Source organism: Mariprofundus sp. NF (assembly GCF_013387455.1).
In the GTDB taxonomy this organism is placed as follows: domain Bacteria; phylum Pseudomonadota; class Zetaproteobacteria; order Mariprofundales; family Mariprofundaceae; genus Mariprofundus.
In genome coordinates, this window is record NZ_VWNC01000010.1 from 42,555 (window position 1) to 69,139 (window position 26,585).

Annotated in this window: 20 protein-coding genes, 4 tRNA genes and 1 pseudogene; 11 read left to right on the forward strand and 14 right to left on the reverse strand. The window is 51.2% G+C overall.

Going from position 1 to position 26,585, the window contains the following annotated elements:
• Entirely contained in the window at positions 1-3,798 is a 3,798-nt protein-coding gene (locus tag F3F96_RS11760) for an FAD/FMN-binding oxidoreductase (RefSeq protein ID WP_176963475.1), read from the reverse strand.
• Between the two features lie 216 nt (positions 3,799-4,014).
• Here F3F96_RS11760 and F3F96_RS11765 point away from each other — a divergent pair, with 216 nt between their 5' ends.
• Positions 4,015-4,212 carry a hypothetical protein gene (locus F3F96_RS11765; protein ID WP_176963476.1) on the forward strand — a complete coding sequence of 66 codons (198 nt, stop codon included), beginning with the start codon at positions 4,015-4,017 and terminating at the stop codon, positions 4,210-4,212.
• Positions 4,213-4,263: 51 nt separating this feature from the next.
• On the opposite strand, the gene F3F96_RS11770 is transcribed toward F3F96_RS11765, so the two are convergent.
• Together F3F96_RS11770 and rpsT are read right to left on the reverse strand one after the other, a co-directional pair.
• Positions 4,264-4,896: an NAD(P)-dependent oxidoreductase gene (locus F3F96_RS11770; RefSeq protein ID WP_176963477.1), complete on the reverse strand. Its 633-nt coding sequence runs from the start codon at positions 4,894-4,896 to the stop codon at positions 4,264-4,266.
• A gap of 294 nt (positions 4,897-5,190) precedes the next feature.
• Positions 5,191-5,454 (reverse strand): 30S ribosomal protein S20, encoded by a 264-nt coding sequence (rpsT, locus tag F3F96_RS12370; RefSeq protein ID WP_176963478.1) that lies wholly within the window; start codon positions 5,452-5,454, stop codon positions 5,191-5,193.
• Positions 5,455-5,635: 181 nt separating this feature from the next.
• On the opposite strand from rpsT, the gene F3F96_RS11780 reads away from it, so the two are divergent.
• The 3 genes from F3F96_RS11780 (at position 5,636) to F3F96_RS11790 (ending at position 8,185) form a co-directional block, all read left to right on the forward strand.
• Entirely contained in the window at positions 5,636-6,085 is a 450-nt protein-coding gene (locus F3F96_RS11780; protein WP_176963479.1) for a cyclic nucleotide-binding/CBS domain-containing protein, read from the forward strand.
• A 72-nt stretch (positions 6,086-6,157) separates the two neighbouring features.
• On the forward strand, positions 6,158-7,654 hold the full coding sequence (locus tag F3F96_RS11785) for an AAA family ATPase (RefSeq protein ID WP_176963480.1): 1,497 nt from the start codon (positions 6,158-6,160) through the stop codon (positions 7,652-7,654).
• A gap of 57 nt (positions 7,655-7,711) precedes the next feature.
• On the forward strand, positions 7,712-8,185 hold the full coding sequence (locus F3F96_RS11790; RefSeq protein WP_176963481.1) for an STAS/SEC14 domain-containing protein: 474 nt from the start codon (positions 7,712-7,714) through the stop codon (positions 8,183-8,185).
• A gap of 6 nt (positions 8,186-8,191) precedes the next feature.
• On the opposite strand, the gene F3F96_RS11795 is transcribed toward F3F96_RS11790, so the two are convergent.
• Positions 8,192-9,559, reverse strand: a complete 1,368-nt coding sequence (locus F3F96_RS11795; RefSeq protein ID WP_186338980.1) for a PhoH family protein — start codon at positions 9,557-9,559, stop codon at positions 8,192-8,194.
• Positions 9,560-9,723: 164 nt separating this feature from the next.
• Here F3F96_RS11795 and F3F96_RS11800 point away from each other — a divergent pair.
• From F3F96_RS11800 to F3F96_RS11815, 4 genes are all read left to right on the forward strand, one after another.
• Positions 9,724-9,799: transfer RNA gene (locus tag F3F96_RS11800), tRNA-Gly, on the forward strand.
• Positions 9,800-9,847: 48 nt separating this feature from the next.
• Positions 9,848-9,923, forward strand: a tRNA-Cys gene (locus F3F96_RS11805).
• Between the two features lie 138 nt (positions 9,924-10,061).
• Positions 10,062-10,137, forward strand: a tRNA-Gly gene (locus F3F96_RS11810).
• Positions 10,138-10,188: 51 nt separating this feature from the next.
• Positions 10,189-10,264 (forward strand) — tRNA-Cys (locus tag F3F96_RS11815).
• 17 nt (positions 10,265-10,281) lie between these two features.
• On the opposite strand, the gene glnE is transcribed toward F3F96_RS11815, so the two are convergent.
• A complete protein-coding gene (glnE, locus tag F3F96_RS11820; RefSeq protein ID WP_176963482.1) occupies positions 10,282-13,014 on the reverse strand; it encodes a bifunctional [glutamate--ammonia ligase]-adenylyl-L-tyrosine phosphorylase/[glutamate--ammonia-ligase] adenylyltransferase in 2,733 nt (910 codons plus the stop codon).
• A gap of 134 nt (positions 13,015-13,148) precedes the next feature.
• Here glnE and F3F96_RS11825 point away from each other — a divergent pair, with 134 nt between their 5' ends.
• Complete coding sequence (locus F3F96_RS11825; protein ID WP_176963483.1) at positions 13,149-13,373, forward strand: hypothetical protein; 225 nt, start codon at positions 13,149-13,151, stop codon at positions 13,371-13,373.
• A gap of 80 nt (positions 13,374-13,453) precedes the next feature.
• Here the strand turns inward: F3F96_RS11825 and glnA are convergent, their stop codons facing one another.
• From glnA to rpiA, 8 genes are all read right to left on the reverse strand, one after another.
• Complete coding sequence (gene glnA, locus F3F96_RS11830) at positions 13,454-14,887, reverse strand: type I glutamate--ammonia ligase (protein ID WP_176963484.1); 1,434 nt, start codon at positions 14,885-14,887, stop codon at positions 13,454-13,456.
• Positions 14,888-14,982: 95 nt separating this feature from the next.
• Positions 14,983-15,321 (reverse strand): P-II family nitrogen regulator, encoded by a 339-nt coding sequence (locus tag F3F96_RS11835; RefSeq protein ID WP_176963485.1) that lies wholly within the window; start codon positions 15,319-15,321, stop codon positions 14,983-14,985.
• 57 nt (positions 15,322-15,378) lie between these two features.
• A complete protein-coding gene (locus F3F96_RS11840; protein ID WP_176963486.1) occupies positions 15,379-16,983 on the reverse strand; it encodes an NAD+ synthase in 1,605 nt (534 codons plus the stop codon).
• A complete protein-coding gene (gene queA, locus F3F96_RS11845; RefSeq protein WP_176963487.1) occupies positions 16,980-18,014 on the reverse strand; it encodes a tRNA preQ1(34) S-adenosylmethionine ribosyltransferase-isomerase QueA in 1,035 nt (344 codons plus the stop codon). Before queA ends, F3F96_RS11840 begins: the two co-directional genes overlap by 4 nt.
• A gap of 58 nt (positions 18,015-18,072) precedes the next feature.
• The gene (locus tag F3F96_RS11850; RefSeq protein WP_241697817.1) at positions 18,073-20,178 is read right to left on the reverse strand and encodes an ATP-binding protein; all 2,106 of its coding nucleotides are present in this window, start codon (positions 20,176-20,178) and stop codon (positions 18,073-18,075) included.
• Positions 20,179-20,315: 137 nt separating this feature from the next.
• Positions 20,316-23,048, reverse strand: coding sequence for a DAHL domain-containing protein (locus tag F3F96_RS11855; RefSeq protein ID WP_176963488.1), 2,733 nt, complete (start codon positions 23,046-23,048; stop codon positions 20,316-20,318).
• Complete coding sequence (locus tag F3F96_RS11860; protein ID WP_176963489.1) at positions 23,045-24,055, reverse strand: cytochrome-c peroxidase; 1,011 nt, start codon at positions 24,053-24,055, stop codon at positions 23,045-23,047. The genes F3F96_RS11855 and F3F96_RS11860 overlap by 4 nt, the downstream gene beginning before the upstream one ends.
• A gap of 45 nt (positions 24,056-24,100) precedes the next feature.
• Entirely contained in the window at positions 24,101-24,766 is a 666-nt protein-coding gene (gene rpiA / locus F3F96_RS11865; protein ID WP_176963490.1) for a ribose-5-phosphate isomerase RpiA, read from the reverse strand.
• A gap of 117 nt (positions 24,767-24,883) precedes the next feature.
• On the opposite strand from rpiA, the gene F3F96_RS11870 reads away from it, so the two are divergent.
• Positions 24,884-25,609: a hypothetical protein gene (locus F3F96_RS11870; RefSeq protein ID WP_176963491.1), complete on the forward strand. Its 726-nt coding sequence runs from the start codon at positions 24,884-24,886 to the stop codon at positions 25,607-25,609.
• Between the two features lie 136 nt (positions 25,610-25,745).
• On the forward strand, positions 25,746-26,315 hold the full coding sequence (locus tag F3F96_RS11875) for a Crp/Fnr family transcriptional regulator (RefSeq protein ID WP_176963492.1): 570 nt from the start codon (positions 25,746-25,748) through the stop codon (positions 26,313-26,315).
• Between the two features lie 145 nt (positions 26,316-26,460).
• Here the strand turns inward: F3F96_RS11875 and F3F96_RS11880 are convergent.
• A pseudogene (locus F3F96_RS11880) lies at positions 26,461-26,585 on the reverse strand (IS110 family transposase); the annotation flags it as partial.

Below are 26,585 nucleotides of genomic sequence, written 5' to 3' on the forward strand. Positions count from 1 at the left end.
CTACATCAGCACCCGTTCGATGCCGCCATTTTTGACCTTCTGAATAAACTGCTTCTGCCAATCGTCACCATGCAGGTGTCTGACCAGTTCAATGACGATGTAATCAGCCTTCACACCACTCTGATCTTCCAGGCGGGAGAGCCCCTGAAAACATGAAGGACAGGATGTGAGAATCTTCTGCGGGTTTTCGCCGGGCAACTGTGCCTTGGCAAGCTGCATCTGCTCCTCTTTACGTGTACGGATTTTGCCGGCGATCTGAGGATGTGCGACAGCCATGGTGCCGGCTTCGCCACAACACTCTTCTGATTTTACCGCATCCTGACCCAGCAGCGATTCAATCGCCGCTTTGGTGCCATGACGTTTTAGCGGCGAGTGACACGGTACGTGGTACATATACTCCACACCTGAAACGCGTTCGGTTTTCACGCCCTGCTCCATCAGGTACTCATGAATATCGATCAGCGGCGTATCCGGGAACACCTGCCCCAGCTCATACTTGGTCAGCTGATCATAACAGGTGCCGCAGGAGACAATCACCGCCTCAAAATCGAGGTAGGAGAGTACCTTCTTCATGCGGTGGAACAGTACCCGGTTATCATAGGTGATCTGATCACCGCGCTCATGATCGCCACCTGCTGTAGAGGGGTAGCCGCAGCAGAGATAGGAGGGTGGCAATACCACATTGACACCGAGATCATAGAGCATCGCCTGCGTGGCCAGCCCTACTTCAGAGAAGAGTCGCTCAGATCCACAGCCCGGAAAATAGAAGACCGCCCGTCCATTGGATTTTTTAGGATCCCGCAGGATCGGAATCATATTTTTATCACTGGATTCAATACCCAGCTTCTGACGAGCCGTACCGGCCTGCAGGGCTGGCAGTGGTCGCTCAATGAAATTGATCACCTGCGCCTGAATGCCTTCCAGATTACGGCTGGCAGCCGGCTCATTTTTTACCAGACCGGCCATTTTACCCAGGCGATTGAGCATACGGTGACCCGCATAACCCCAGCGAATAACAACCTCACGCATCAGGCGAACGGCATTGGGATTCTGTAGTGTCAGGAACATCAGTGAGAATTTGGAGCCAATATTGAATCTGGCCTGCCCCTTATCTTTCAGCAGTGCCCGCATGCGTTCAGTGACATCACCGAAATCGATATTTACCGGGCATGGGCTTTCGCATTTGTGACAGATCGTGCAGTGATCTGCGACATCCTGCATCCCCTCAAACTGCTCAAAAGAGATGCCTGAGCCGGTCTGTGACTCATAGAGAAACGCCTCAATCATCGCACCACTCGCCTGAATCTTGTTGCGCGGGCTATAGAGCATATTGGCGCGCGGGAAATGGGTGTTACATACCGGCTTACACTTACCACAACGCAGGCACGGCGAGATCGCTTCGGAGAGATCGGTGAGATCGGCCGCCTCGAGAATCATCGACTCCATCTCCAGCAGATTAAAACTCGGTGTATAACTGAGCTGCAGATCGGTATCGGGCATCAGCTTGCCACGGTTAAAGAGATGATTCGGATCAACGCGTTTGAGATACTCGGCTGTCTCGGCCAGCAAGGTTTTGTCCATGTACTCCAGCTTGGTAATACCGATACCGTGCTCACCGGAGATCACACCACCAAGTTCCACCGCTTTGGCCATCACCTTCTCAACCACGCGGTGGGCCTTTTTCATCATACCATAATCGTTGGAGTTAACCGGAATATTGGTATGCACATTGCCATCTCCGGCATGCATATGGGTAGCAACCACAATGCGGCTGGAGAGCGCTTTTCTGTGCGCTCTGTTAACGCCATCAATCAGTGAATCGTGACCGCGCAGCATATCGTGTAGCGGCTTCTGCACCGCTTCGCGATAGGATACGCGCAAAGCAGAGCGCTGAATGACACGGAACAGCGCTTCAGAGCGTTTGTATTTGATACACTCAAGCAGGTGGGCGACTTCCCAGGCGGGCTCATCCATGCCTTTCAGCAGTCGGCACCAGTTCTCTCTGGTCTCGGCAATCAGCGTGATACATTGATCGAGTTTTTCGGTCAGATAGGGATCATCATCAAGATCGAGATCACTGGTCTCCAGGCGGTTACCAGTGATACGCGAACGCGCATCGGTGAGATAGGCTGAAATTGCCTCAATGGCATCTTTCTTATTGAGAATGGAGTTCTCAATATTCAGATGCTCCACGTAGTCGTTATATTCGGAGAGGCGATCCAGCGGAATCACCACATCCTCATTCATCTTGAAGGCGCGGGTATGTTTGGCAATGGCGGCCATGCGGCCTCGATCACCCCAGAAACGTTTGCGATCTGCCTCAGTGGTTGCAACAAAGCCTTCACCATTACCGTTGGAGGTGATACGGCAGATATCAGCACAGGCTCTGGCAACGGCATGTTCATCATCACCGGAGACATCAATCAACAGCACCACACGTGGCGCCTGACGACGTGTGGCTTTGGAGATATATTCAATCGCTTTGACATACTTCTCGTCAAAGTGTTCCAACCCCTCCAGATGCGCACCTTCCAGTGCATCAACGTGGTGTTTGATCTTCACCATCGCTTTGGTCGCTTCACTCAGCTCCTGGCCGAAAAACTCACAGCATACGGTGCGGGTAACATCAAAGGAGCGGTGCAGTACAAAGGTAGCTTCGACGATAAAGCCATCGGTACCCTCTTTCTGCACACCGGGCAGTCCGCCCATCGCTTTACGCGTCACATCCTTGCCCAACCCCGGTTTACGGAAGACCGAGCCTTTGATGGTCAATATCTCTTCAGAGAGTTGCGCACCGGTCTTGGCATCGGATCGGGTCAGCCTGAAACTGCACTCATCCTCATCATGTACCTTGCCCATATTATGGTTGATGCGCTCCACCAGCAGCCAGTTGCCATCAGGTGTCACCATCCTCCAGGAGAGCAGGTTATCAACGCAGGTACCCCAGATCACTGCATGTTTACCACCAGCATTGGAGGCGACATTGCCACCAATGGTACAGGCCCAGAGGCTGGTTGGATCGGTGGCAAAGACATGCGGACGACTCGCTTCCATCACCTTGCCGGTTACCGCACCGGCTCCTGCAGAGATCGTTGCCACCTCACCTTTGCTGCCGACATCCTGAGTCACAATCGGACCGATCTGATCCAGTTTCTCAACATTGATAATCACAGCATTATTGGAGAGCGGCACAGAACCACCACACAGACCTGTTCCGCCACCGCGCGGAATCACGACCAGATCAAGCTTGGCAGTCGCACGCACCAGACCGGCAATCTCTTCAGCTGAATCTGGGGTAAGTACACAAAACGGTGCATGGTGACGCCAGTCAGTGGCATCGGTGGCATGGTGACTCAGCGTATAAGCATCAAAATGGACATTGTTGGCGTGGGTGAATTTCGCAAAAGCACGGCGTGCTTTTTTACGTTTAGCCGGCTCCTGATCAAACCATGCGTAAAAATCTTCCAGCATGCGCCCTGTGCAGGCAGCCATCTTCTGTGCGCGCGGATTATCCGATGCACCCTCTGTGATACGAGCCAGACGATCAAAATGGCGCCTGTGCATCTGCTGGCGCCGCTTCTGATTATTCAGCAGATCATTGCGCAGAAATACGTTGCGCTCGACCACCCAGAGGTCACCAAGAATCTCAAACAGCATGCGCGCTGAACGGCCGGTACGGCGCTGGGTGCGCAATACATTCATATCATCCCAGGCATCCTCACCCAAAAAGCGGATGACAATTTCCCGATCAGAATACGATGTATAGTTGTAAGGTATCTCGCGAATATTTTCGGACAAACATATCTCCATATTTGGGCGTTATATTACGACGCGCGGACGCAGCATAATAAGCATGCGAGATGAATAAAACCTTAATTCTCAAAAGCAGTTATAACAGTTGCGATTTATAGCACACTTCAGCGGCCAAAGCAGGCCTGATCATAGCCGGGTGTTCATTCACACTTCAGGCCGCTAATATGGCGCGCATAGACCTTTTTTTGTGGAGAGTTGCAGATGAAAACCAATACCCGTGTCATGGATATCATTATTTTCGGCATCTGCCTGTTTACCATCCTTCTGATGTTCGAATATAGAGCCGAGGTCGGCCCTAACATGCAGTGGGGTGTCTCCATCCTATTGGGTCTGATCGGCCTCTTTTTCGGTTTCCGTGCCGCCAATCCTGATATTGTTAGAGGAGAAAAAGAGGACTGATTCACAACCCTCTGATCTGTCAGGGCGTTCCGAGCTTCTAAGAGAAGCTCTTCAGTAGGTCAGCAGCGGTGTCTGGTGGATGTATGCCGGATGTTCAAGTTCTTGCAACATAAAGTGGGCAACATCAGCACGGGATATTTTCCCCGTTTTAATGCCTGTCAGGTCAGTTAAAACCCGGTATTTGCCTGTAAACTCTGTTCGCGTCAGTAGCGCTGGCCGCACAATAGTCCAGTCACAACCACTGGCTCTAATCAACTCTTCCTGACGGTTCTTGTCGTCGTACACATGTCTGAGCAGCACCGGCCTGGTCACTTTGTCGTAAAAGAAACCGCCGTGACCTTCACTATCCCCCGCTCCGATACCTGTAACGGCCAATAGTCGTTTGACACCAGCTTGCTCCATGCCACCAAGAGCGTTTCTGGTTCCATCGGAGAAGAGATTGACCGGCTTACTGGATGGCACCATACCAACCGTGATACAGACTGCATCCTGCCCCACGCATGCCCCCTCAACGATCTTCCTGATCATGATATCGCCCACACGCACCTTGAAATTCTTGTGCGCATGCCCCTCGAACACGCTTTTATCACGAACAAGTGCTGTAACCTTATGCCCTGCATCAATCGCCTGCTTGACCAGCTCCAGGCCGATACCACGTGATGCACCGATAATCAGGATTTTCATCTCACCCTCCAGCCAGTATACAGAGAGCAGACACTATATATTTGCTATCCGTTAACACCAGAGCCACTTGAAAAAGTCTGAGTGGATGAGTTGCAATTGCACTTCGTGTGCATTTTTTGGGAGTGGGATGAGGGGCATGGTGGTTCCATTCCCCGAAATTCCAATTCAAAAATGCGCCGGAGTGGAGAAGTAAATCGCCATTCACGACTTTTACACGTGGCTCACAAGCTTCAGCCATAAAAAAAGCCCGCCGGACTAAATGTCAGACGGGCTTTAAAACTTGATACTGTTTAATCAGGCGATTGCTTTTACACTCGCATTAAGACGAGATACACGGCGGGAAGCCTGACGCGCATGAATCTGATTCTTACGACCAGCACGATCCAGCAGTGAAGTTGCCTGACGCAGTGCTGCAGTTGCAGTCTCTTTGTCACCGGCTTCTACTGCAGCCAATACCTGCTTGATAACAGTGCGCATAGTAGATTTCTGCGTACGGTTCTGCAGACGTTTTTTCTGATCCTGACGTGCACGTTTCAGTGCTGATGCATGGTTTGCCACGTATTCTTGCTCCTTGCAGCCTCTCAACTGCGCTTGATATGGGCGCGGAACAATACCGTCTCGCAATGCAGTGTCAATAGATTCTTGCCGGATAAAGCGGGTGCACAAAATGAAAATTAGGTCTATCCTCGCCGCTGTAATGCCTCGCATTACGCTACGTTTCAAATGTATAGGGGGAATCATGAAAGTTTCTGATGTCATGTCACAGGGATGCCTTACCTGCAAAGCAGGTGATACGCTGCATGATGCAACACAAAAAATGGTAATGCGCCGTTGCGGTTCACTGCCGGTTATCGACGACAACGATGCCAGCAAGTTGATTGGTATTATTACCATCCGCGATACCATGCTGCCACTTTATCCTAACTTCGGTGAATATATTCACGATGCAAAATCGGCGCGTGATTTTGAAGACATGGAAGAGAACTACAAACGCGTGATGTGCATGAAGATCAAGGATGTTATGACACCTGATCCGATGACTGTCGCCTCTGATACTCCGCTTCTGAAAGCCGCTTCCTACATGGGCCTGAAGAACCTGCGCCGTATCCCGGTGGTTGATGATGGCAAGCTCACCGGCATGGTCAGCATTGGCGATATTAATCGTGGCATGTTTATCCACAACGGTTAACAGATTGCTGACACACAAATATCAGGCTCCGGTTTTTACCGGGGCCTGTTTTGTTTGCAAGGCAGATTAAACATGGAATCAGTTCCAAACCACCTCAAACCATTCTTTGATCCGGCCATCTATCCCCATCCGGCAGAGCAAATCGAGATGATTCAGACCCACATCTCATGGGTCTTTCTGGCAGGTGAATACGCCTACAAATTCAAAAAACCTGTTAATTTTAGTTTCCTCGATTTCAGCAGCCTTGAGAAACGCAAATATTTCTGTAAACGCGAACTGGAGCTCAATCGTCGTATCTCCCCTGCCATCTATCTCGGTATGCACCACATCTGTCGGCAAGGTGAGAGCTATCAGCTGGATGGAGATGGAGAGGTGGTTGATTACTGCCTGAAGATGCACCGCTTCAGTCAGTCTGATCTTCTCAATGAGCGACTGAATAATGGCAATTTTGATGCCGCATGGATGGATGCGCTGGCTTGTGATACGGCAGGCTTTCACCATAGCTCTGCAGCCAACAGGGAGATCGATCATATCGCCCTCTTGCAGAACCATATCGCGCTCAATCTGGATGCTGCATCCCGCCATATCGGCACCGGGCTAAACCGACAAACCATTCAGAGCCTCACTCAGTTTGCCAGGCGTGAGTTGGCAACGCTGCAGCCACTGCTTGAAGCCCGCCAATCAGATGGCCATATCCGCCACTGCCACGGTGACCTGCATCTGAAAAACATCACCTTGATCGATGGCTACCCACGCCTCTTTGATTGCATCGAATTCAATGATGATTTCAGCACCATCGATACGATGAGTGATGTCGCATTCCTGATTATGGATTGCGATGCCCACGGCAGGCCGGATCTCGGTATGCGTTTTCTCTCCCGCTATCTCGAATTTTCAGGTGATTACAGTGGTCTGAAGCTGCTACCGCTCTACCTCTTCTACCGGGCCACAGTGCGCGGCAAGGTAGCATGCCTGCTGGCTGATGAGTTGGAGGGAGAAAAGAGGTCGCTTCAACTCTCTGAAGCAGCCGACTATTTCGAACTCGCACTTGCCTGCACCGGCAGAGAGCAGAGCTCACTGTTTGCCATTGGTGGACTCTCCGGCAGTGGCAAAAGCCACCTTGCACTGCTCGGCTGCGGGGTAGAGCGGGCCATCATGATCCGCAGTGATGCCACCCGCAAACGCATCGCGGCCAACCACCCTGATCTGGAGCTGTATGGCAATCAGATGCACATCAACACCTACAACGCCATGTTTGCAGCTGCGAAAACCACCATTGATGCTGGTTTTTCTGTGATTCTCGATGCCACCTTCATCCACCCCGATTCGCGTCTTCATCTTAAACAGCTGACTGACAGCAGCGCCGCCCCGCTTCATTTTTTCTGGCTGGATATCGAAGAGACCATTTTAAGAGAGCAGATTAAGAAGCGGCAAATCGCTGCCAACGACATCTCCGATGCCGATCTGCATGTACTCGACCTGCAGCTGGAAGAATATCGGAAACCTGCTGAAACGTGGGTTCAATTTCTCACCTCAAACAGCATCTGGCCACGTAGTCATAGCCGGTAATCCGGGTCACAGAAACATTCTTCCTCCATCCCATATTTCTTCGTCTATAATATCTATATGAATGTGACGGGACGAGATGATAATCAACAACAGAGAAACATGGATATAGATCATATGTCTGTTCGCCACGATATCGATCTGGCCAATCAACTGATTGTTACAACCTGGAGTGGCAAGGCTTCAGACAATGACTTCATTGATGCCTTAACCAGCTACCAACAGGAGATCAAAGGTCATCTTGACTATCAGCTGTTTAACGAGCTTCTCGACTTTCGCCACATCACTGATCTCAACCTCTCCACAAGAGGTATCATTGAACTCAGCAGAATCGCTCAACGTTCAGATCAACATGAGATCCAGACCAGACTTGCCATCGTCGTAAGCTCCACCCTGGCCTTCGGTCTGGCACAGATGTACATCACCTATCGAAATCTGGTGCCTAACAACAACAAGAAACTGAGGGTATTCAAAAGCTATGATGATGCCTTTGATTGGCTCACTACAACAGTTAATTCAGATCAACCCCATTAGGTTTTCTTAAAGCACCTCAACCGCTCTGGATGCCAATCTTGAGCGCTCACTGGCTTTCAGCGCGATATGACCTGCATGCTCCCAGCCTGCAAAGGCCATCGTTGCCTGTGTCAGGCCATTGGTATGGGCAGTCAGATAAGGCGTATCGATCTGAGCATTGTTACCGAGCAGTAGAATTTTCGAATCCTCACCCATACGTGTCACAATCGTTTTCATCTGATGTGGTGTCAGGTTCTGTGCCTCATCGACTATCAACCAGGTTTTGGTGAATGTGCGACCTCGGGCAAATGAGAGGGCCGCGATCTCAATCCTGTGCTGACCAAGAATATCACCGATATTCTGCGCCTCATCACCGAGAAGAATGGAGAGGTTATCGGTAATCGCCCCCATCCACGGCTCCAGCTTCTCGCGTTCTGTGCCGGGAAGGAAGCCGATATCCTGCCCCATCGGCACCGTTGCACGAGTCACCAGTATCTTCTCATACAGCCCCACATCAAGCGTCTGATGCAGACCACAGGCCAGTGCCAGCAGGGTCTTACCTGAACCGGCAAGCCCGAGCATCGCCACCAGATCGAGATCTGCATCCATCAGCAGGTTCATCGCCATGTTCTGTTCCAGATTTCTGGCTTTGATACCCCATATGGCGTGGCGATCATTGCGGTAGGATGTAATGTCACAGAGGTGAACTCTGCGCCCCTCATCAATCTGTGTGCACTGAACCGCCACCTCGCGCTCACCGGGCAGCACTACAAAACTATTAAGGAACGGTAGCTCCTTCTCCTCAGGCCAGGTCACGATATAACGGTTGCCGTGGTCATGCTCACCGACATCCATATCCTCAGCCATCAGACTCCACTCCGCCTCATCCAGTCGCTGTTTGCCGCTGGGCAGGATAGAGAGATCAGTGACCACGCGATCTGAACGGTAATCCTCAGTTCTAAGGCCGAGTGCGCGCGATTTAATACGTAGATTGATATCTTTGGATACCAGAATAACGTGACGATCCGGATGCTGCTGCTGCATCGACAGGCTTACCGCAATAATGCGATTATCACCACCGCTTCTGGCCAGTGAGTCAGGCAGAAGTTTTAGCGATTCAATCGTCGACATCTCGAAATAGAGCCTGCCACCACCGGGCAACAGACAGCCTTTGGAGAGGTCTTCGCACTCAGCGCTGAGTTCATCAAGCTGGCGCGAGACATCGCGCACGTTGCGGGCCAACTCATCCAGCCCCTTCTTAATCTTGTCCATCTCTTCAAGCACGACAATCGGGATAACCACATCATGCTCATCAAAACGCTGCAGCGCGTTGGGGTCGTGTACCAGTACGTTTGTATCTAATATGTAGATCTTGCGCTTCTCGGTATCGTTCAAGATTCGTCTCCCTGAAAATAGATATGAGTCATGCCAAATGTAGTTGAAGCTTTGCGGTTAATATTACTCGTTGGAACCAGATAGTGAGATATAATCTGACGCAATTGCTACCCGAAAGTCAATGCTTGACACTCCCCGCTCATTCGCCATTATTCGCGCCGTCTGCGGGTATAGCTCAGTTGGTAGAGCGCGACCTTGCCAAGGTCGAGGTCACCGGTTCGAGCCCGGTTACCCGCTCCAGATTAAAGGGTCCGCAAGGACCCTTTTTTTATTGCTTCAGGTTCAGATGGCAGGGTGGCTCAGTGGCTACGGCGGAGGACTGCAAATCCTTTATTCGCGAGTTCGATTCTCGCCCCTGCCTCCAACCTGAACCTGTCTGCTTAACTTCAAAGCATCCCACCCGATAACTGCAAGCTTCAGAGAACTGCAACCTTCATCTTTTTAATTTCATAACATCCTACCTTTGACAATGGCAAAACAGACGGCATTATTCGCCCCGTTAGCGGGTATAGCTCAGTTGGTAGAGCGCGACCTTGCCAAGGTCGAGGTCACCGGTTCGAGCCCGGTTACCCGCTCCAGATTAAAAAGGGAGGAGTTCTCCTCCCCTTTTATTTTAAGTGGTTGTTAACGGCAGGGTGGCTCAGTGGCTACGGCGGAGGACTGCAAATCCTTTATTCGCGAGTTCGATTCTCGCCCCTGCCTCCAACCTTTCACTACTACAATTAACTATTTAGAAGCTGTTTAAATAACGCATGTACCCTGTTCATGCGTTCAATCAACGTATCAGGTGTTGTGATTACTGCATGCCTGCGCATGGTCTCCCACTCGGTGGCCGCCGCATCTTTCGGCAGCTTGCCGATTGATCGCCATAATTCGACACGCAGCGCATTCTCCATCTGCCGATAGTCAAGGTATGTCCCGGCCAGCCAGCGACCCGCCTCTTGCCACATTTCAGGCGCTGACTCCGGAAGATCATTGAGCAGATCAATGGTCCGGCGACCATTTCCGCCGAATGCCAGACGTGCATATTGCGCCAGAAACTCGATATCAACCAGACCACCGGCATCATGTTTGAGATTGATCAGCGACTCTGACTTGCTGGCCAGATGATCGATCATCTTACGACGCATCTCCATTACATCTTTAGCCAGCGTATGATGATCCCTTTGCTGATCGAGAATCTCCGTCACGATATCTTCCACAGCTCTCTTTGCAGCATCAGGGCCTGCCGCAGCGCGTGCTCTACAGAGCGCCTGATGCTCCCAGGTCTGGGCCTCACGCAACTGATAATCGTGGAAGCCGATCAGACTGGTCACCAGCACACCGGAACTTCCCGATGGACGCAACCGTGCATCAAACTCGAAGCCCGCCCCGAACGGCGGCGGTGCAGTCAGATACTGGATGGCACGTCGCCCAATGCGCTGGGCATGCTCACCGGCACTGCGTTTGCCGAACATCTCACGCGGATCGTCATGCACGAAAACAAAGACCATATCTAGATCGGAGACCAGCCCCATCTCGTGCGAACCATGTTTACCCATGGCCAGCGCCACGAATGGAAAGTCTCTGGGTAGATCCATCTGAAACAGGCAGAGACGAATCACCGCAGCCGTTGCAGCATCGGCAATATCCGCCATCCAACCGCCAATGGTCATGGCATCGGATGCATGTGCATCAACTGCCAGCGCGCATAACAGGCGTCCTTTATCTACGCCACGGCCAATATCAGCCAGTGTCTGTTCAACATCGTCAAAATCGTTCAGTGCATCAAGCTCTGCACAGATAGCCCTGATATCCACCTCACCATGCTCGGCCATCAGCGGCCACTCCAGCCATGAAGGGTCTCTGGCAATATGATCTGCCAGATAACGGCTGGCAGAGAGCACACCGATCAACCAGTCCAGTGCCCCCTGATGGGTAGCCAGAAGATCGATCCAGGTAGCACGACCGGAGATGGCGTGGATCAGGTCGGCAAAGGCCTCCAGTGCGGAGAGTCCATTCTCATCATCGAGCCATTTCGGCATCGCCTGTTGCAGAATGCGCCCGGTCTGCACCCTGCTACGCTCAGGCAGCAGACCACGCGAAAGCCACCTGTCAATTCGCTCAAGCGCCAGCCCCATGCGCTCACGCTCTTCCTCTGCCAATTTTTCCATTCCCTGCTGCGAACCGGAGAGCCAATCGATCTCTTCCACAACATCGTCACCAACCGGTTTGACAAACTTTCTGAATGCATCCTCGACAATGGCAGCGTGATGCACCATCTGCTGCTCGATATGATCGATGCCGGTCGCAGCAGTGAGATAGTCGGCATAATCCTCGGGCAATTTATGGGTCTGCTCACCACGGCGAGACTGAATCGCATGCTCAATGCGCCGCCAGAAGCGGTATGCAGCTTTCAGATCAGCCACATCCTCTTCCCCGATCACACCCGCCTGCATGAGTCGGTCAATGGCGATCATGCTGGGTTGAACCCTTAGCTTCTCATCACGTCCTGCATGCAGCAACTGCAATGACTGGATAATAAACTCAATCTCGCGGATACCACCCCTGCCCCGCTTGACATCAAAACCGGGTGCAATGCCGCCTAACCCCGCCTGCCCGTCGATGCGCCGCTTCATATCAGCAAGGGCTGATACTGTGGTGTAATCGAGATAACGCCTGAAAATAAAGGGGGAGATACCATCAATAAAGGCCTGACCCAGCGCCATATCCCCGGCTACCGGTCGCGCCTTGATCAGCATTGCCCGCTCCCAGGTCTGCCCATACTCCAGATAGTGGCTGAGTGTCGCCTCCAGATGCAGGGCAATAGCTGCCCCATCACCACCGGGACGCAGGCGCATATCCACCGGCCAGACGATGCCATCGGCTGTACGCTCACTCATCAGACGAATCAGCATACGTGAGAGATGCATATAATACTCAGGCGCAGGGATCGACTGACGCCCATCCACCGAGCTGCCTTCGCCCTGCCAGAGAAACAGTGGATCGACATCCGAACCCAGATTCAGTTCACGTCCACCCAGCTTGCCCAGTCCGATCACACAGAATGAACCGCCTTCGATACGGCCATAACGCGGCGCTATCAGCCTCTCTGCCATCCTCAAAGCCTCATCCATCAGCCCTGAAGCCAGATCGGCAATGGCGCGGCATGAGTCATCCATATCACCGTTTAATCCCATCTCCCACCAGATCAGGTGGCGATGACCGCGATGTTTGCAGTATCGAAGGTGCGACAAACAGCTCACCAGATCACTGCTCTCACTACCTGGCACCCAGCTTTCACTGCCATCGGGCAAGCGGGCTTCATCAAGCGGTCTGAACAGAGCGCTGCACTCAGCCTCATCAGCGTTGCGCATCAGTGTCGAAAACTGCTGCGATATTGCACAGAGACGCCGAACATCGGCATGTAAACTTGCGGGGCTATGTTGAAGGATGAAATCGATCTGATCACTCATTGCATGAGTATACCCATGCAATCGGAAGAGGAAAACCTTCGCAATCGGCGATTAAATTTCCATCTCTTCAGACCGATATATAAAAGTGAAAAGGTGAAAGCAGTTCATCTGCGATAAGCAAAGGAGACTCGGTGATGATGCAACAATCAGTCCAGTTAACCGGCATCTCGAGCTTTGGCAGCGACTGGGCTAACAGGATGGGGAATCCATGGATCGTAAGAAAAATCACCGATCACGTGCTCTTCTCTGCGCAACCGGGCCCATGGATGCTGGTTGAGCGCGACCATTTTCAACGCTGGGTCAATCTCAGCGCAGATCGCAACTTCCTGATCAGCTGGGTGGGTTGGTTAAACCGTTAAGTCTCCCCTTAAGATTTTACCGGACAAATAAAAAGGCCGCCCATTGGGCGGCCTTTCAGTTTCGATCTGATCAAGCGTGATTAGACAGAGTAGTAGAGTTCGAACTCTTTCGGATGCGGACGCATACGAACTTCGTTGAGCTCTTCCATCTTCAACTCGATGTAGGCATCAATCATATCGTCATCCATGACACCACCGACTTTCAGGAAGTCACGATCTGCATCCAGTGCATTGAGCGCCTCTTCCAGAGAACCACAAACAGTAGGAATCAATTTGCCCTCTTCCGGTGGCAGGTCATAAAGATTCTTGTCTGCAGCTTCGCCCGGATCGATCTTGTTAGCAACGCCATCCAGACCAGCCAGCATCATAGCAGTGAATGCCAGATACGGGTTAGCTGTGCAGTCAGGGAAGCGAACTTCGATACGGCGAGCCGGATCAGAGTTTACAACCGGAATACGGATGGAAGCTGAACGGTTACGGTTGGAGTAAGCCAGCATAACCGGTGCTTCAAAGCCTGGAACCAGACGCTTATATGAGTTGGTAGAAGCGTTGGTGATGGCGTTCAGTGCCTTGGCATGTTTGATGATGCCACCGATATACCACAGTGCTTCCTGGGAGAGGTTGGCATACTTGTCGCCAGCAAAGAGGTTCTTGCCTTTGAGCCACAGAGACTGATGCACATGCATGGCAGTACCGTTATCACCGTAGATCGGCTTAGGCATGAAGGTAGCAGTTTTACCGTGTGCATGTGCCACATTGTGGATTACATACTTGTACCACTGCACCTCATCCGCCTTCTGGATCAACTCAGCAAACTTCATTGCCAGCTCACACTGACCAGCCGTTGCCACTTCGTGGTGATGGGCTTCAACTTCGATGCCGATATCAGTCAGAACCAGTGACATGTCGCTACGAATTTCATGCAGGGAATCAACCGGAGGAACCGGGAAGTAACCACCCTTCACGCGTGGACGATGACCGGAGTTACGCATCATGCCTTCAGAAGCATCAGCGAAGTTCTTATCGGAGTTCCAGGCCGCCTCTTCAGACTCGATCTGGTAGCCACAACCACCCATGTCGTTATTGAAGCGTACACCGTCAAAGATGAAAAACTCAAGTTCAGGACCGAAATATGCAGTATCAGCGATGCCGGCAGAACGGATGTAGTTCAGAGCACGCTGCGCCACCTGACGTGGGCAACGGTTATAATCCTGACCAGTGATCGGATCGATAACCTGGGCGATCAGAACCAGCGTGGAAGCCTCAAAGAACGGATCGATATTGGCACTTGCCGGATCTGGAATCAGCGCCATGTCTGAATTATTAATATCACACCAGCCAGCAACCGATGAGCCATCGAAGGCAAAGCCGTCTTCGAATGAATCTTCACTCAACTGATGGATTGGATAGGTTACATGCTGCCATTTGCCACGTGTATCGGTGAAACGTACGTCAACAAATTCGCACTCGTTCTCTTCGATCAAATCGAAAACTTTTTTGATAGCGTCACTCACAACTAATCTCCTGTTCTGTTTTTAGAAAGTCCCACCCGGTAAAATGGATGCGCGACTGTGTCATAATATGGTTAAAAAGGCAATCTCAGAACTTGCTATAGCGCCTCGTGATCGCGCTCGCCAGTACGAATACGGATCACCTGCTCAACAGGAGATACGAAAATCTTACCATCGCCCACCTTGCCACTTGATGCTGCAGCGCAGATCGCTTCCAGTGCCTCTTCGATGCGATCATCACCGACAACCACCTCCACCTTCACCTTGGGCACAAAATCAACCACATACTCGGCGCCACGATAGAGCTCGGTGTGCCCCTTCTGGCGGCCATGGCCTTTGACTTCAGTGATGGTCATGCCATCGATACCCAGTTCGCCCAGTGCATCTTTGACGTCATCGACTTTGAATGGTTTGATGATTGCTTCGATTTTCTTCAATTTATTCTCCTTCCAACAAAAAAAACTGCTATCGCGCGCCGGGAACACCGGCGCTTGCTACTCCCAGAAACCGTGGGTGATCGGATAACGGCGATCACGGCCAAAGGCGCGTTCGGTGATCTTCACACCCGGCGGCGACTGGCGGCGTTTATACTCTGCCAGCTGCAACATGCGCACCACCCGCTTGACCTCGGCAACATCATAACCGCGTGCAGCAATTTCTTCCACGCCCAAACGCTCTTCGATGTGAGCTGCGAGGATTGCATCAAGCACATCATAATCGGGTAGCGAGTCGGAATCTTTCTGATCAGGCCTGAGTTCTGCCGAAGGCGGTTTGCTGATCGTATTTTCCGGAATAAGTTCGATATCCCGATTTATCCAGCGCGAAAGTGCAAATGCCTGCGTCTTATAAACGTCCTTAAGCACGGCAAAACCACCGGCCATATCGCCGTAAAGGGTAGCGTAACCCACGGCCATCTCAGATTTATTGCCTGTAGTGAGCACCATACGCCCTGTTTTGTTTGAAATCGCCATGAGTAACACGCCGCGAATACGTGCCTGAATATTCTCCTCGGTCAGATCAGGTTCTGATTTACCCCAGCTTGCAAAGGTATCGCTTAGCGTCTGTTCTATCACATCCACACCATCAGCGATGGGCAGCGTGATCGATTCCATACCAAGATTGTGAACCAGCGCCTGGGCATCAGAGAGCGAGTGGTCGCTGGAGTAACGTGACGGCAGCAGAACACCGAGCACATTCTCAGCCCCCAGCGCCTCTACAGCGATCACTGCAGTCAGTGCCGAATCGATACCGCCGGAGAGACCAATAACCACCTGCTTACAACCATTGCGCTGCACATAATCAGCCACACCCAGCACCAGTGCGCTGTGCACCTGCTCCAGATCTTCCGGCAGGGGTGTCAGCAGTTGGCAACCCACTGCAGCAAGATCAACGACCCCGCTCCAGGTTTCAAACATCGGCGCGCGCAAGAGAAGGTTACCCTGACTATCTGCAACATGAGAACCGCCATCAAAAACAACCTCATCCTGACCACCGACCGGATTGAGATAGACCACGGGTGCCGCAAACTCTCTGGCGCGTCGTGCCACCAGCGCCTCACGCTGCACCTGCTTACCCATATGAAATGGTGATGCATTAAGATTCAGCCAGACGTCACAGCGATTGCCTGCCTGCTCATTTGCCAGTTCATCATGCCAGAGATCTTCACAGATGCCGACCCCGATGGACCAACCATTGACCTCAAAGATGGTGTTATCACCGAGACCCGCTGAAAAGTAGCGCTGCTCATCAAAGACACCGTAGTTGGGCAATTTCTGTTTGTCGTAATATCCAACGACTCTGCCGTGGGATGCCAGCACCACACTGTTGCGCAGTTCGGAGCCGTCTCTACGTGGTGCCCCAAAAGCCACGATGGCATTGCCAGTAGCAGCGACAATCGCCTCTACAGCCAGCTCCACCTCATCCATAAACAGCGGCCGCAGCAACAGATCTTCAGGTGGATAACCGGTAACAGCAAGTTCAGGAAATATTGCCAGATCACAGCAGCTCTTTTGCGCCGCTGCCATGGCCTGATGGATCTGGCGCACATTGCCGCTCAGATCACCGACCCTGGGGCTGATTTGTGCAATAAAGAGTTTCATAGGCGTTCTGACCCCGGCACAAACATCGCATCGCCATAGGAGTAGAAGCGGTAGTTATGTGCTTTGGCAAATTCGTAGGCATCCAATACAGCGTCACGCCCGGCAAGCGCAGAGACCAGCATAATCAGGGTCGATTTGGGCAGATGAAAATTGGTTAGCAGCGCGTCCACAATCTGGAAATGGTAACCCGGATAGATAAAGATGGAAGTCCTGCCTGCACCGGCCTTCAGCTCTCCCCCAACAGCGGCTGCCTCCAGTGTGCGCAAGCTTGTAGTACCGACAGCAACCACGCGTCGCCCCTCAGCCTTGGCCCGATTCACCAGATCAGCTGTTTCAGCAGGCACAATATACGCCTCCTCATGCATCACATGATTGTTCACATCATCCACCTGCACAGGTTGGAAGGTGCCGGGACCGACATGCAGTGTGACATGGGCGAAAACCGCACCTGCATCCTGCATTGCAGCCATCAGCTCAGCTGTCAAATGCAGCCCTGCTGTGGGAGCAGCCACGGCACCGGCATGCTTGGCAAATACGGTCTGATAACGCTCTTTATCTTCCTCACTGTCTGGGCGATCAATATAGGGAGGCAAAGGCATATGACCAAAGGTCTCAATAGCAGCAGCCACATCATCGGCATGCAGCAGCACCTCGATATGCTTGCCATCGCGCTTCAACACCTCGGCACTGAACTCTTCTGAAAATGTAATGATCATACCCGGTTTCAATGGTTTGTTTGATTTTCCCCAGGCCAGCCATACGTGATTCTCCCCTGCCGGCTCCAGAAGCAGCACCTCAGCCTTGCCACCACTGGCTTTAGTGCCTATCAGACGGGCTGGGATAACTCTGGTGTCATTGATCACCCACACATCGCCGGGTTGCACCAGTCCGGGAAGATCACTGATCTTCGCGTCGGCAGGGCCATCCCCTGTTTCAGGCAGGCAGAGCAGACGCGAAGCATCACGCTGCTTAAGCGGCTTTTTGGCTATAAGATGTTCCGGAAGTTCAAAATCGAAATCGCTGACTTGCATGGCGCAGGAGTCTAGAAGCCTGTCGGCTATTTGGAAATGATCAGCAGTGAAAGCAGCGCTAGGCCGGTTTATGCATCACCTCATAGAGTGCGGTTTTCAACTCTTTAGCCTTAAACGGTTTCTGCAGAAAGGCCTCAGGTCGATCACCACTAACCAGTGTCCCCGCCTCCACTTCACTGTAGCCGGAGACAAGAATGATCGGAACATTCGGATTGATCTGTCGCATCCCTGCCATCGCTTCAACACCACCGAGCACCGGCATGGTCATATCCAGCAGCACAGCCACCAGATCATTATGATGTTTCCCGAACTGCTCCAGCCCCTCTTTACCATCATCAGCAGTTATCACCTCGAAATTGAGCATTTCAATAAATGAGCAGGCCACCGAGCGCACGCGAAGATCATCATCAACCACAAGTACCCTGCCATCACCTTGCCACGCCTCCACCTCCATGGTGGTGACCATCTTCTCTTTTACCGCTTGATTGGTAGCAGGAAGATATACGCGGAAGGCAGTGCCTTTACCGGGTTCACTGAATAGCTGAATGGCGCCTTTGTGGCCGCAGACAATACCCAAAACAGCCGAAAGACCCAGACCACTACCGGTCTCCTTGGTAGTGAAGAAGGGGTCAAAAATCTTCGTCTGCATCTCCGGATCAATGCCGCAACCGTTATCACGGATCTCAATGGCGACAAACTCACCCTCATCCAGTTCAGAGCCGTTATACATCCGATCCAGCACGTTGCGATCAATATGTTTATAACCAGTCGACACCTTGATCTCACCAGTCTCTTTGCCGATCGCATCTGCAGAGTTAACAATAAAATTGAGAATCAGCTGCTGGATCTGGGCCACATCCCCCTCAATACCGGGAAGGTGGCTATCGAGTTTCATTTTCAGGGAGATATTGCTACTGACCGAGGCTCTGATCAGTTTACCCATCGATTTCACCATCTCGTTAAGGTTGAGAACCTCCAGCTCATAACTCCCCTTACCGGCATAGGCGAGCATCTGCTTACATAGTTCAGCGGCATGGTCACAGGTGCCGACTATGTTCTCGATATGGCCGTGCAGTGGCGAATCGGGTTCTGCCTTGGCAATAGCCAGCTCCGCATTACCTGAGATGGCAGCCAGAAGGTTATTAAAATCGTGGGCAATGCCACCAGCCAGAACACCGAGTGACTCCAGTCGCTGGGCATGCTCCAGCTGCGTCTTGAGATTATAGTGCTCTTCATCCTGCCGCACCCGCTCAGTTGCATCCTCCAGCGATACCAGGAAGGCAGGGATCCCCTCAATTCTGACAGGTGATGAGAGCAGTGATCCGGTAAAGGAGCTGCCATCCTTTTTCACGATATGGATATCGTAAAGTGGGATCGGTCGGCCGCTGTCACTCATACGGTTGATATTCTCCAACACCAGGCCGTGATCCGAGGCATCAATATAATCAAACAGCGAACTGCCAATCACCTCTTCAGCCCCGTCAGCCCCCAGTAATATAGCTGCATTAATATTACAGTAGATCCATCTGCCATCACTATGCAGTGCTATGGCATGCGGCATCGCATCAAGCAGTTGACGATGGCTCACCTTGCTTTCGGAAAGTGCAATTTCCCCCTGCCTCAGGCGAGACGATGTTTCATTCAGACGAACGCCTTTAAGCTCTTCACTCTTCTCCCTTGAGAGCACTGTGTAGACGGCAACGAGCGTGAAGGCAAAATAACCAAGACCGATATATACCAGCTTCTGCCATGCAACATCCTCAGCTCCGATGCCGAGTGCCACAATGATCAGGGCATAGACCACTGTCCAGGCCAGTCCAATGCGGGAACCAGCGCTCAGACATGCGACAAAAGGAAGGCCTAAACTCCAGATGAAACCGATATCACTATAACCTCCCTGCAGAAACAGAAACGCAAAGAGGGTCACCGGGTGTAAAATATAGAGATGTTTTAGAACAGCTGAGGAAGGGTCTCCCCTTCTGGCCCACCAGTAGAGTGCGGAGAGCGTAAGCACCATCAGGAATTCGATCTGGCTCAGGTCGAAAAGGCCAAGTGTGAAATTGATCGTGGCAAAGATAAATACGAAAGGAATAGAGACAAGCATGGTGAGCAGAAGCGGATCCATCTGCATCACACTGCGCTGCATTCTGCTCCAATTCCCCATGACCAACACCTCTCGTTCGCCAACGTAACTCAAGAATACTCTGACTTCTTCAGAGTATTCTTTAGCTTTAATCCTAGCCATCACACCATATGCTAGTTGTAGCAAATTATCACAGCATATGAAAGTTTTACATTAGATCACTGTAAGTTATCTGTCTCATTGTCAAACATAATACGTATTTTTTCATGTAATGCTTCCGGCGCGTATGGCTTCTGAAGAAAACCTGCCAGCCCCTGACCGACAAAACGGCTGGTTGCATCCTGCTCATTATAACCACTGGAAAGTATGACTTTCACCTCAGGATTAATGCGGCGCAGTTCACGGAAGCACTCTTTGCCATCCATTTTCGGCATGGTCATATCAAGCAGTACAGCCACAATCTCAGACTCATGTTTTCGATATACCTGCAGAGCATCAGAACCATCTACCGCGCTCAGCGTTTTAAATCCCATATCCTCCAGCATCATGGTAGCAACTTCCCTGACCGTCTCCTCATCATCAACAACCAGAATAGTTCCGTCTGCACGCCAGTTTTGCGCTTCTGCCTGCATGGCCTGCTCTTGAACATAATCATGAGATGAGACCGGCAGCAGCACCTTGAATGTGGTGCCTTTACCCACCTCACTGTAGATGCGCAGCGCTCCCTGATGACCGCGCACAATACCCAGCACAGCACTCATACCTAAACCACGTCCGGTAAATTTGGTGGTGAAAAACGGATCAAACATCTTATGCATCACATCCGCACTCATGCCGCAACCGGTATCGGAAACTTCGATAAATGCGTAGCGCCCTTCAGGTAGCTCCATATCGGTAATGGTTTGGCTGAGATAGTTCCGATCTGCATGCATCACACCGGTGGCAAATGAGATCACGCCACTTTTGCTACCTATCGCCTCATTGGCGTTGGTAATCAGATTCAAAATCACCTGCTGCAGTTGTGCCGCATCAGCCTCCACTGGCGGAAGGTTTTCAGCCATGTGGTATTTGATCACCACATTCTTCTCGATCGAGACCTCCATCAGGCGAGTCATCTCCTCAACCAGATGCGACAGATTAACCGCCTGAACCACAAACTTACCCTTACCTGAATAGGCCAGCATCTGCTTGCATAGATCAGATGCCCGCTGGGTGGAGGTCTCAATGCGGGAGAGAAACTCTCTGGCCGGGGAGATCTCATCAATATTCCGCCCTGCCAGTGCCGCATTACCCATCACCGCAGTGAGAATATTGTTAAAGTCGTGGGCAATACCGCCAGCCAGAATGCCGAGTGACTCCAGCCGCTGCACATGCTCCATCTTCTCCTGTTGCAACAATTTCTTCTGCTCTGCCAGCACCTGCTCGGTGATCTCCTGTACTGTACCGATAGAGGTGAGAGATCTGCCCTCTGCATCGCGTTCGGTTTCACAGCGCTCCCGCACATATTTAATGCGACCATCATCAAATAGGAGTCGGTGCCTTACATCATAAGCAACCGACTCTTCAAGATGCCTTGTATAGGCACTATCTACCCTCTCTCTATCATCCGGATGGATGCTCGCAACAAACGCTTCGTATGAGGCACCAAATTCAGTCTGCTCTATCTCAAAAATACGGTAGACCTCATCCGACCACCACAGTGCACTACTGGTCAGATCAAGCTCCCAGCTTCCGACATGTGCCACACTCTGTGCGGCAAGCAGATGTTGTTGAACCTTCTTCACTTCCTGCTCAGCCTCTACCCGGGCTGTCACATCACGAATCACCGTCATGGCCACCGTGCGACCCTTATCCTGAAATGGAATGCCCTGCACCTCCGCCTGGAATTCAGAACCATCAAGTCGCAAAATACCTTGCTGCATCAGGGGGGCAGGCAATGCATCATCCACCTCTTTGCGAATCCGCTCTGCCACCTGATCACGCAGTTGCGGATGTACACGTTCAATTACAGGCGTGCCGATCAATTCATCTTCTGTTTGCGCTCCGAACATCGTCAGCATGGCAGGATTACAATAGACCCAGCAGCCATCTCTGTGGATACCAACGCCGTCCGGAATAAGATCAAACAGCAGCTGGAAGCGCTTTTCACTCTCACTCAGTTGCAGTGCAGCCCGCTGCCTTGCAATAAGTAGCAGCAGTAGATAGAGCAGCAGTACAATAGCCAATGCTGCCAGCAGATACTGGTTACGTTTATTCTCCTCCACCTTGGCAGCAAAATAGCGGTCATAGGCAATTGAAAGCTCCCTTGCATTCTCCGCAGTACCACAGGTTACCACCGTATCGATAGCATCTAAAACTTGTGGTGAATAATTCAGAATCACCTGCAGATGGCGATGCAGCCTCTTTAATCCCAGCTCTTTGGTCCTGTTTAAACCACGTTGAATACGAGCCTTAGCATCCTGATCATTGGGGTAGACACTCCACTGAAACACATCACGATTAAGCTCGGTAAGCCATTGATAATGCTCGGGATAATCTGCTTGCAGCTGTGAAACAAGCGTAGGTATATAACGCAGTGAGTTGGATAAAATGGCATATGAGGCCTTAAATTCTGATGCGCCCTGCAACTGGATCTGAACCGATGTTTTGAGTGAAGCCAGATAATCATCAAACGCACTGTTATTAGAGAGTAACAGGGAGAGCTCTCCGCTGAGGCTTTTCAACTCAGCCAGATCTCTGCTCATAAGATCATAATGAAAGAGATTCCTGCTATAGACCTGCAACATATTCTGTTCGGACTGGGTATCAAGATGCTCCATCCGCTCCAGAATATAGTGAATGTTGTGCGGTTCATTAGCATCAAAACGCTGAACGTTAATCAACTGCATCACCAGCAGCAGCCCCAGACAGGCAATCAACAGAACATGCACTTTCAATGAAACAGCTTTCATCGTGAATCTTTCCTGTTTTTTATCGGAAAAATAAGATGCTCTCTCTCTTTCGGCTCAAGTGATTCACCTTTGAATTCACCGGGCAGCGTGTAGAGGAAGCTGATGATAGAGCGAACATCATCATCGGGAATCTCTCTGCCCAACTGATATTTCGCCATGGTTCGAATTGCATCATAGAGGGAGTCGTAAGCACCATTATGAAAATAGGGTGCAGTCAACACAGCCAGACGCAGTGATGGCACCTTGTAGCGATGTTTGTCAGACACCTTTCCAGTTACATTAAAGCGCCCCAGATCCGAACTGTTTTCAATCGGATGATCATCAAAAAAGTTACCCATTACACCAAGAACCTGAAACAGGTTGCCGCCCACATTGGCACCCTGATGACAGGCAGTGCAACCATACTCTTTAAACTGACGATAGCCTTTTTTCTCCTCAACAGTGATCGCATCGGCCTCCCCTTTCAGATAGCGATCAAATCGTGAGTTCGGGGTAATCAGAGTACGTTCAAATTCAGCAATGGCATGTTTGATATTGGCTGCAGTGATGCCATCGTCATATAACCGGGAAAAGGTTTTTTTATAGTAGGCATCAGCAGTTAGTTTATTAATCACTGCAGGCCATTCAGAGGCCATCTCACCGTGTGCAGTCACAGGGCCGTCAACCTGTTCTTCCAGCGTCTCAGCCCGTCCATCCCAGAACTGTTTGAAATTGAGGGCGGCATTAAATACCGTCGGCGAGTTGGCAAGCCCGACCCGCCCTTCAACACCAAAGGAGCGTTTCAGTCCATCTGCACCACCTTTATCCTCAAGGTTATGGCAGTGAGCGCAGCTGATAGAGTTGTCACCGGAAAGCCTGTTATCAAAAAAGAGTTTCTCACCCAATTCGGCTTTGCCAGCATCATACTGAAGACGATCTGGAATGGGCTGAATCGGTTCAAGGGCAAGATCAACAGCCTGAGCGGAGTGAGCAAACAGGAGCAGGGAGAACAGGGATGTTATCAACATCCCGCAGTGATAAATCCTGCTCTCCCCCAAATCTCCCATCTGTTACTAGATCGTTACCACGCCATCTGGTGTTGCCATCAACACAATATCAGCGCCCTGATGTGAGAAGATACCGTTGGTAACTACACCCGGAATACTATTGAGATGATCCTCAAGACCACGCGGATCTGTGATGGTCATGCCCAGCACATCGATAATGACATTGCCGTTATCAGTAACAAAACCTTCGCGCAGCACCGGATTACCACCCAGTTTTTTGCTTTCGGTCATCAGCAGTTCCCGTGCCATGGGAATCACTTCAATAGGCAGCGGGAAAGCCCCCAGATGTTTCACCTGCTTGCTCTCATCAACTATGCAGATAAACTGATCAGAAGCAGCCGCCACGATTTTCTCACGCGTCAGTGCGCCCCCACCACCCTTGGTCAGATTGCGGCCTGCATCAAACTCATCAGCACCATCAATATAGACCGACAGGGAATCAACCTGTTTCAATGCATCATTGAGACTGAGAACCGGAATACCATGCCCTTCAAGTCTGGTGGCTGTCGCCTCTGAACTGGCAACTGTACCGATAATATCATCTTTCATACTGGCCAGTGCATCGATAAACATATTGGCAGTAGATCCGGTTCCAACACCAACGATAGTACCGCTTTTCACATATTCCAAGGCAGCCTCAGCCACCTGCTGCTTCATTTCGTCCTGGGTCATGCATCCCCTCCTATTCAAAACTTGAACAGCAACCTAGCGATTTAGACCGCGTTGGGCAAAGATAGCTCATAGCATCTCATATTTGCCGTAACTCTCCTTAACCCCTAATCTGCCGCCATGTCTGAAACCATAGCTACAAGTGATATTGTCCTCAGTGGACTGGTGCTGTTCGGCATCCTGCAACTGGCCTGGTTTTCAGTCATGCTCTTACGCCGTGGTGCTCCACCGGAGACCATTCAACAGGCGCTGCCGCCTATCTTCTCAATCTGGGTGCTGATGTGGCCGGTCTACGTTGATGCCAGCTGGTTATGGGCAGGGTTGGCAGCGCTACTCCTGTTCAGCCTTGCTGCAATCAGCTTGAAGAGACCTTTCTTTCAACATTTAAGAGTGGCCTGGAGCCCGATAGTCAATGAAACCGGCAGAGCCATGCAGCAGCGGCCTCTGCTGATGCCACTCACCCACACTATCACTGCCCTGCTCATCGCCTCGCTCTGGTTTCAAGCCATTCCTGAGTTCGGTTTTGGACTGGGCCTCTGTTTCTGCATCGCATTTCCGGCAGCCTACTGGGTTGACCAGCTTGCCACCCTGAAATTCAACCACCGCACACTTGGTTTCCCTGCCCATCCCAATCAGACGCTGGCAGGCCATATTACGCTAATTGCTGTCTCTACAACCCTGCTCTGCTGGGCACTGCACGTCTACCACGGCACCGCCTGGCAAGCGCTGATCATTGCCACCCTGATCGCCGCCATGACGACATCAGCCACCCGCGCCCTGTTCCCCGGACGCTGGAATGGCCCTGCCGCGATGCTGACCACCGGCTTTGTAATGTGGCTGTTATAATCGTAAAAGCAGCCTATTATAGCATTAGTGACAAATCTCACGGAACCTTTTCAAACCGGTGACAGAGTTCGCACCATAAAATTGTATAACTGCAGATCACAAAGGTCTGCAACAGTTGCTTTAACAGGAGAAACAGATGGCAGTTGATATTTCATGGTTGGAAAAAACCATTCTTAAGCGGGATCTTACAGATTCCGAGCACGGCGCACTGAACTGCCTCACCGTATCCAATATTGCTTCCGGCGAAAAGATTATCACCGAAGGTCAGGCTGGCGGCACCCTGGAGATTATGCGTTCAGGCAAAGCCAAGGTTGAGGATAACAATCGCTACGAAGGGCGCGTTATTCTTGCCGAGATTGAAGCAGGCACCATTTTTGGCGAACTCAGCTTCCTCAATAACAAACGCCGGAGTGCAGATGTAACTGCACTTGAAAATTGTGTGATCTACACGCTTTCGCATGATGATTTCACAGAACTGATGAAAAACCATCATGAACTGGCCTACACAATCCTCACCGCTATTATGGATCGTCAGACCAGTGTAATCATGTCTCAGCGTGTTACCCTTGCCCCACTGCTGCGCACCCTGAAAGACAAAGCCCAGAAGCTGCCTCTGTTCATTAAAGTTGCCCCTCTGGTCTTCATTGTCCTCTACATCACCGCCTTCTTTTTCATCTCATGGAAGGATTTCAATTACGGCAGCTAATGCAAAGGAGATCCTTTCCATTATCAATTAAACGGGTGCACTTTGTGCGCCCGTTTTTATTTACCCTGCTTGAGATATAGCTGATGCCCCAGTTCTAGTCCTGTGATTCCACAAAAACCCTCGGGGTCAGATACCGTCTTGGCAGTCAAACGTTTTTCACCTGAAAATCAGGGTTAAACGGTTGGTTGTTTTTCAACACACCATAAATGATATGGATCAATTTACGCATTACCGCTCCAACAATCAGCATCTTAGGTTTGCCTGCTTTAA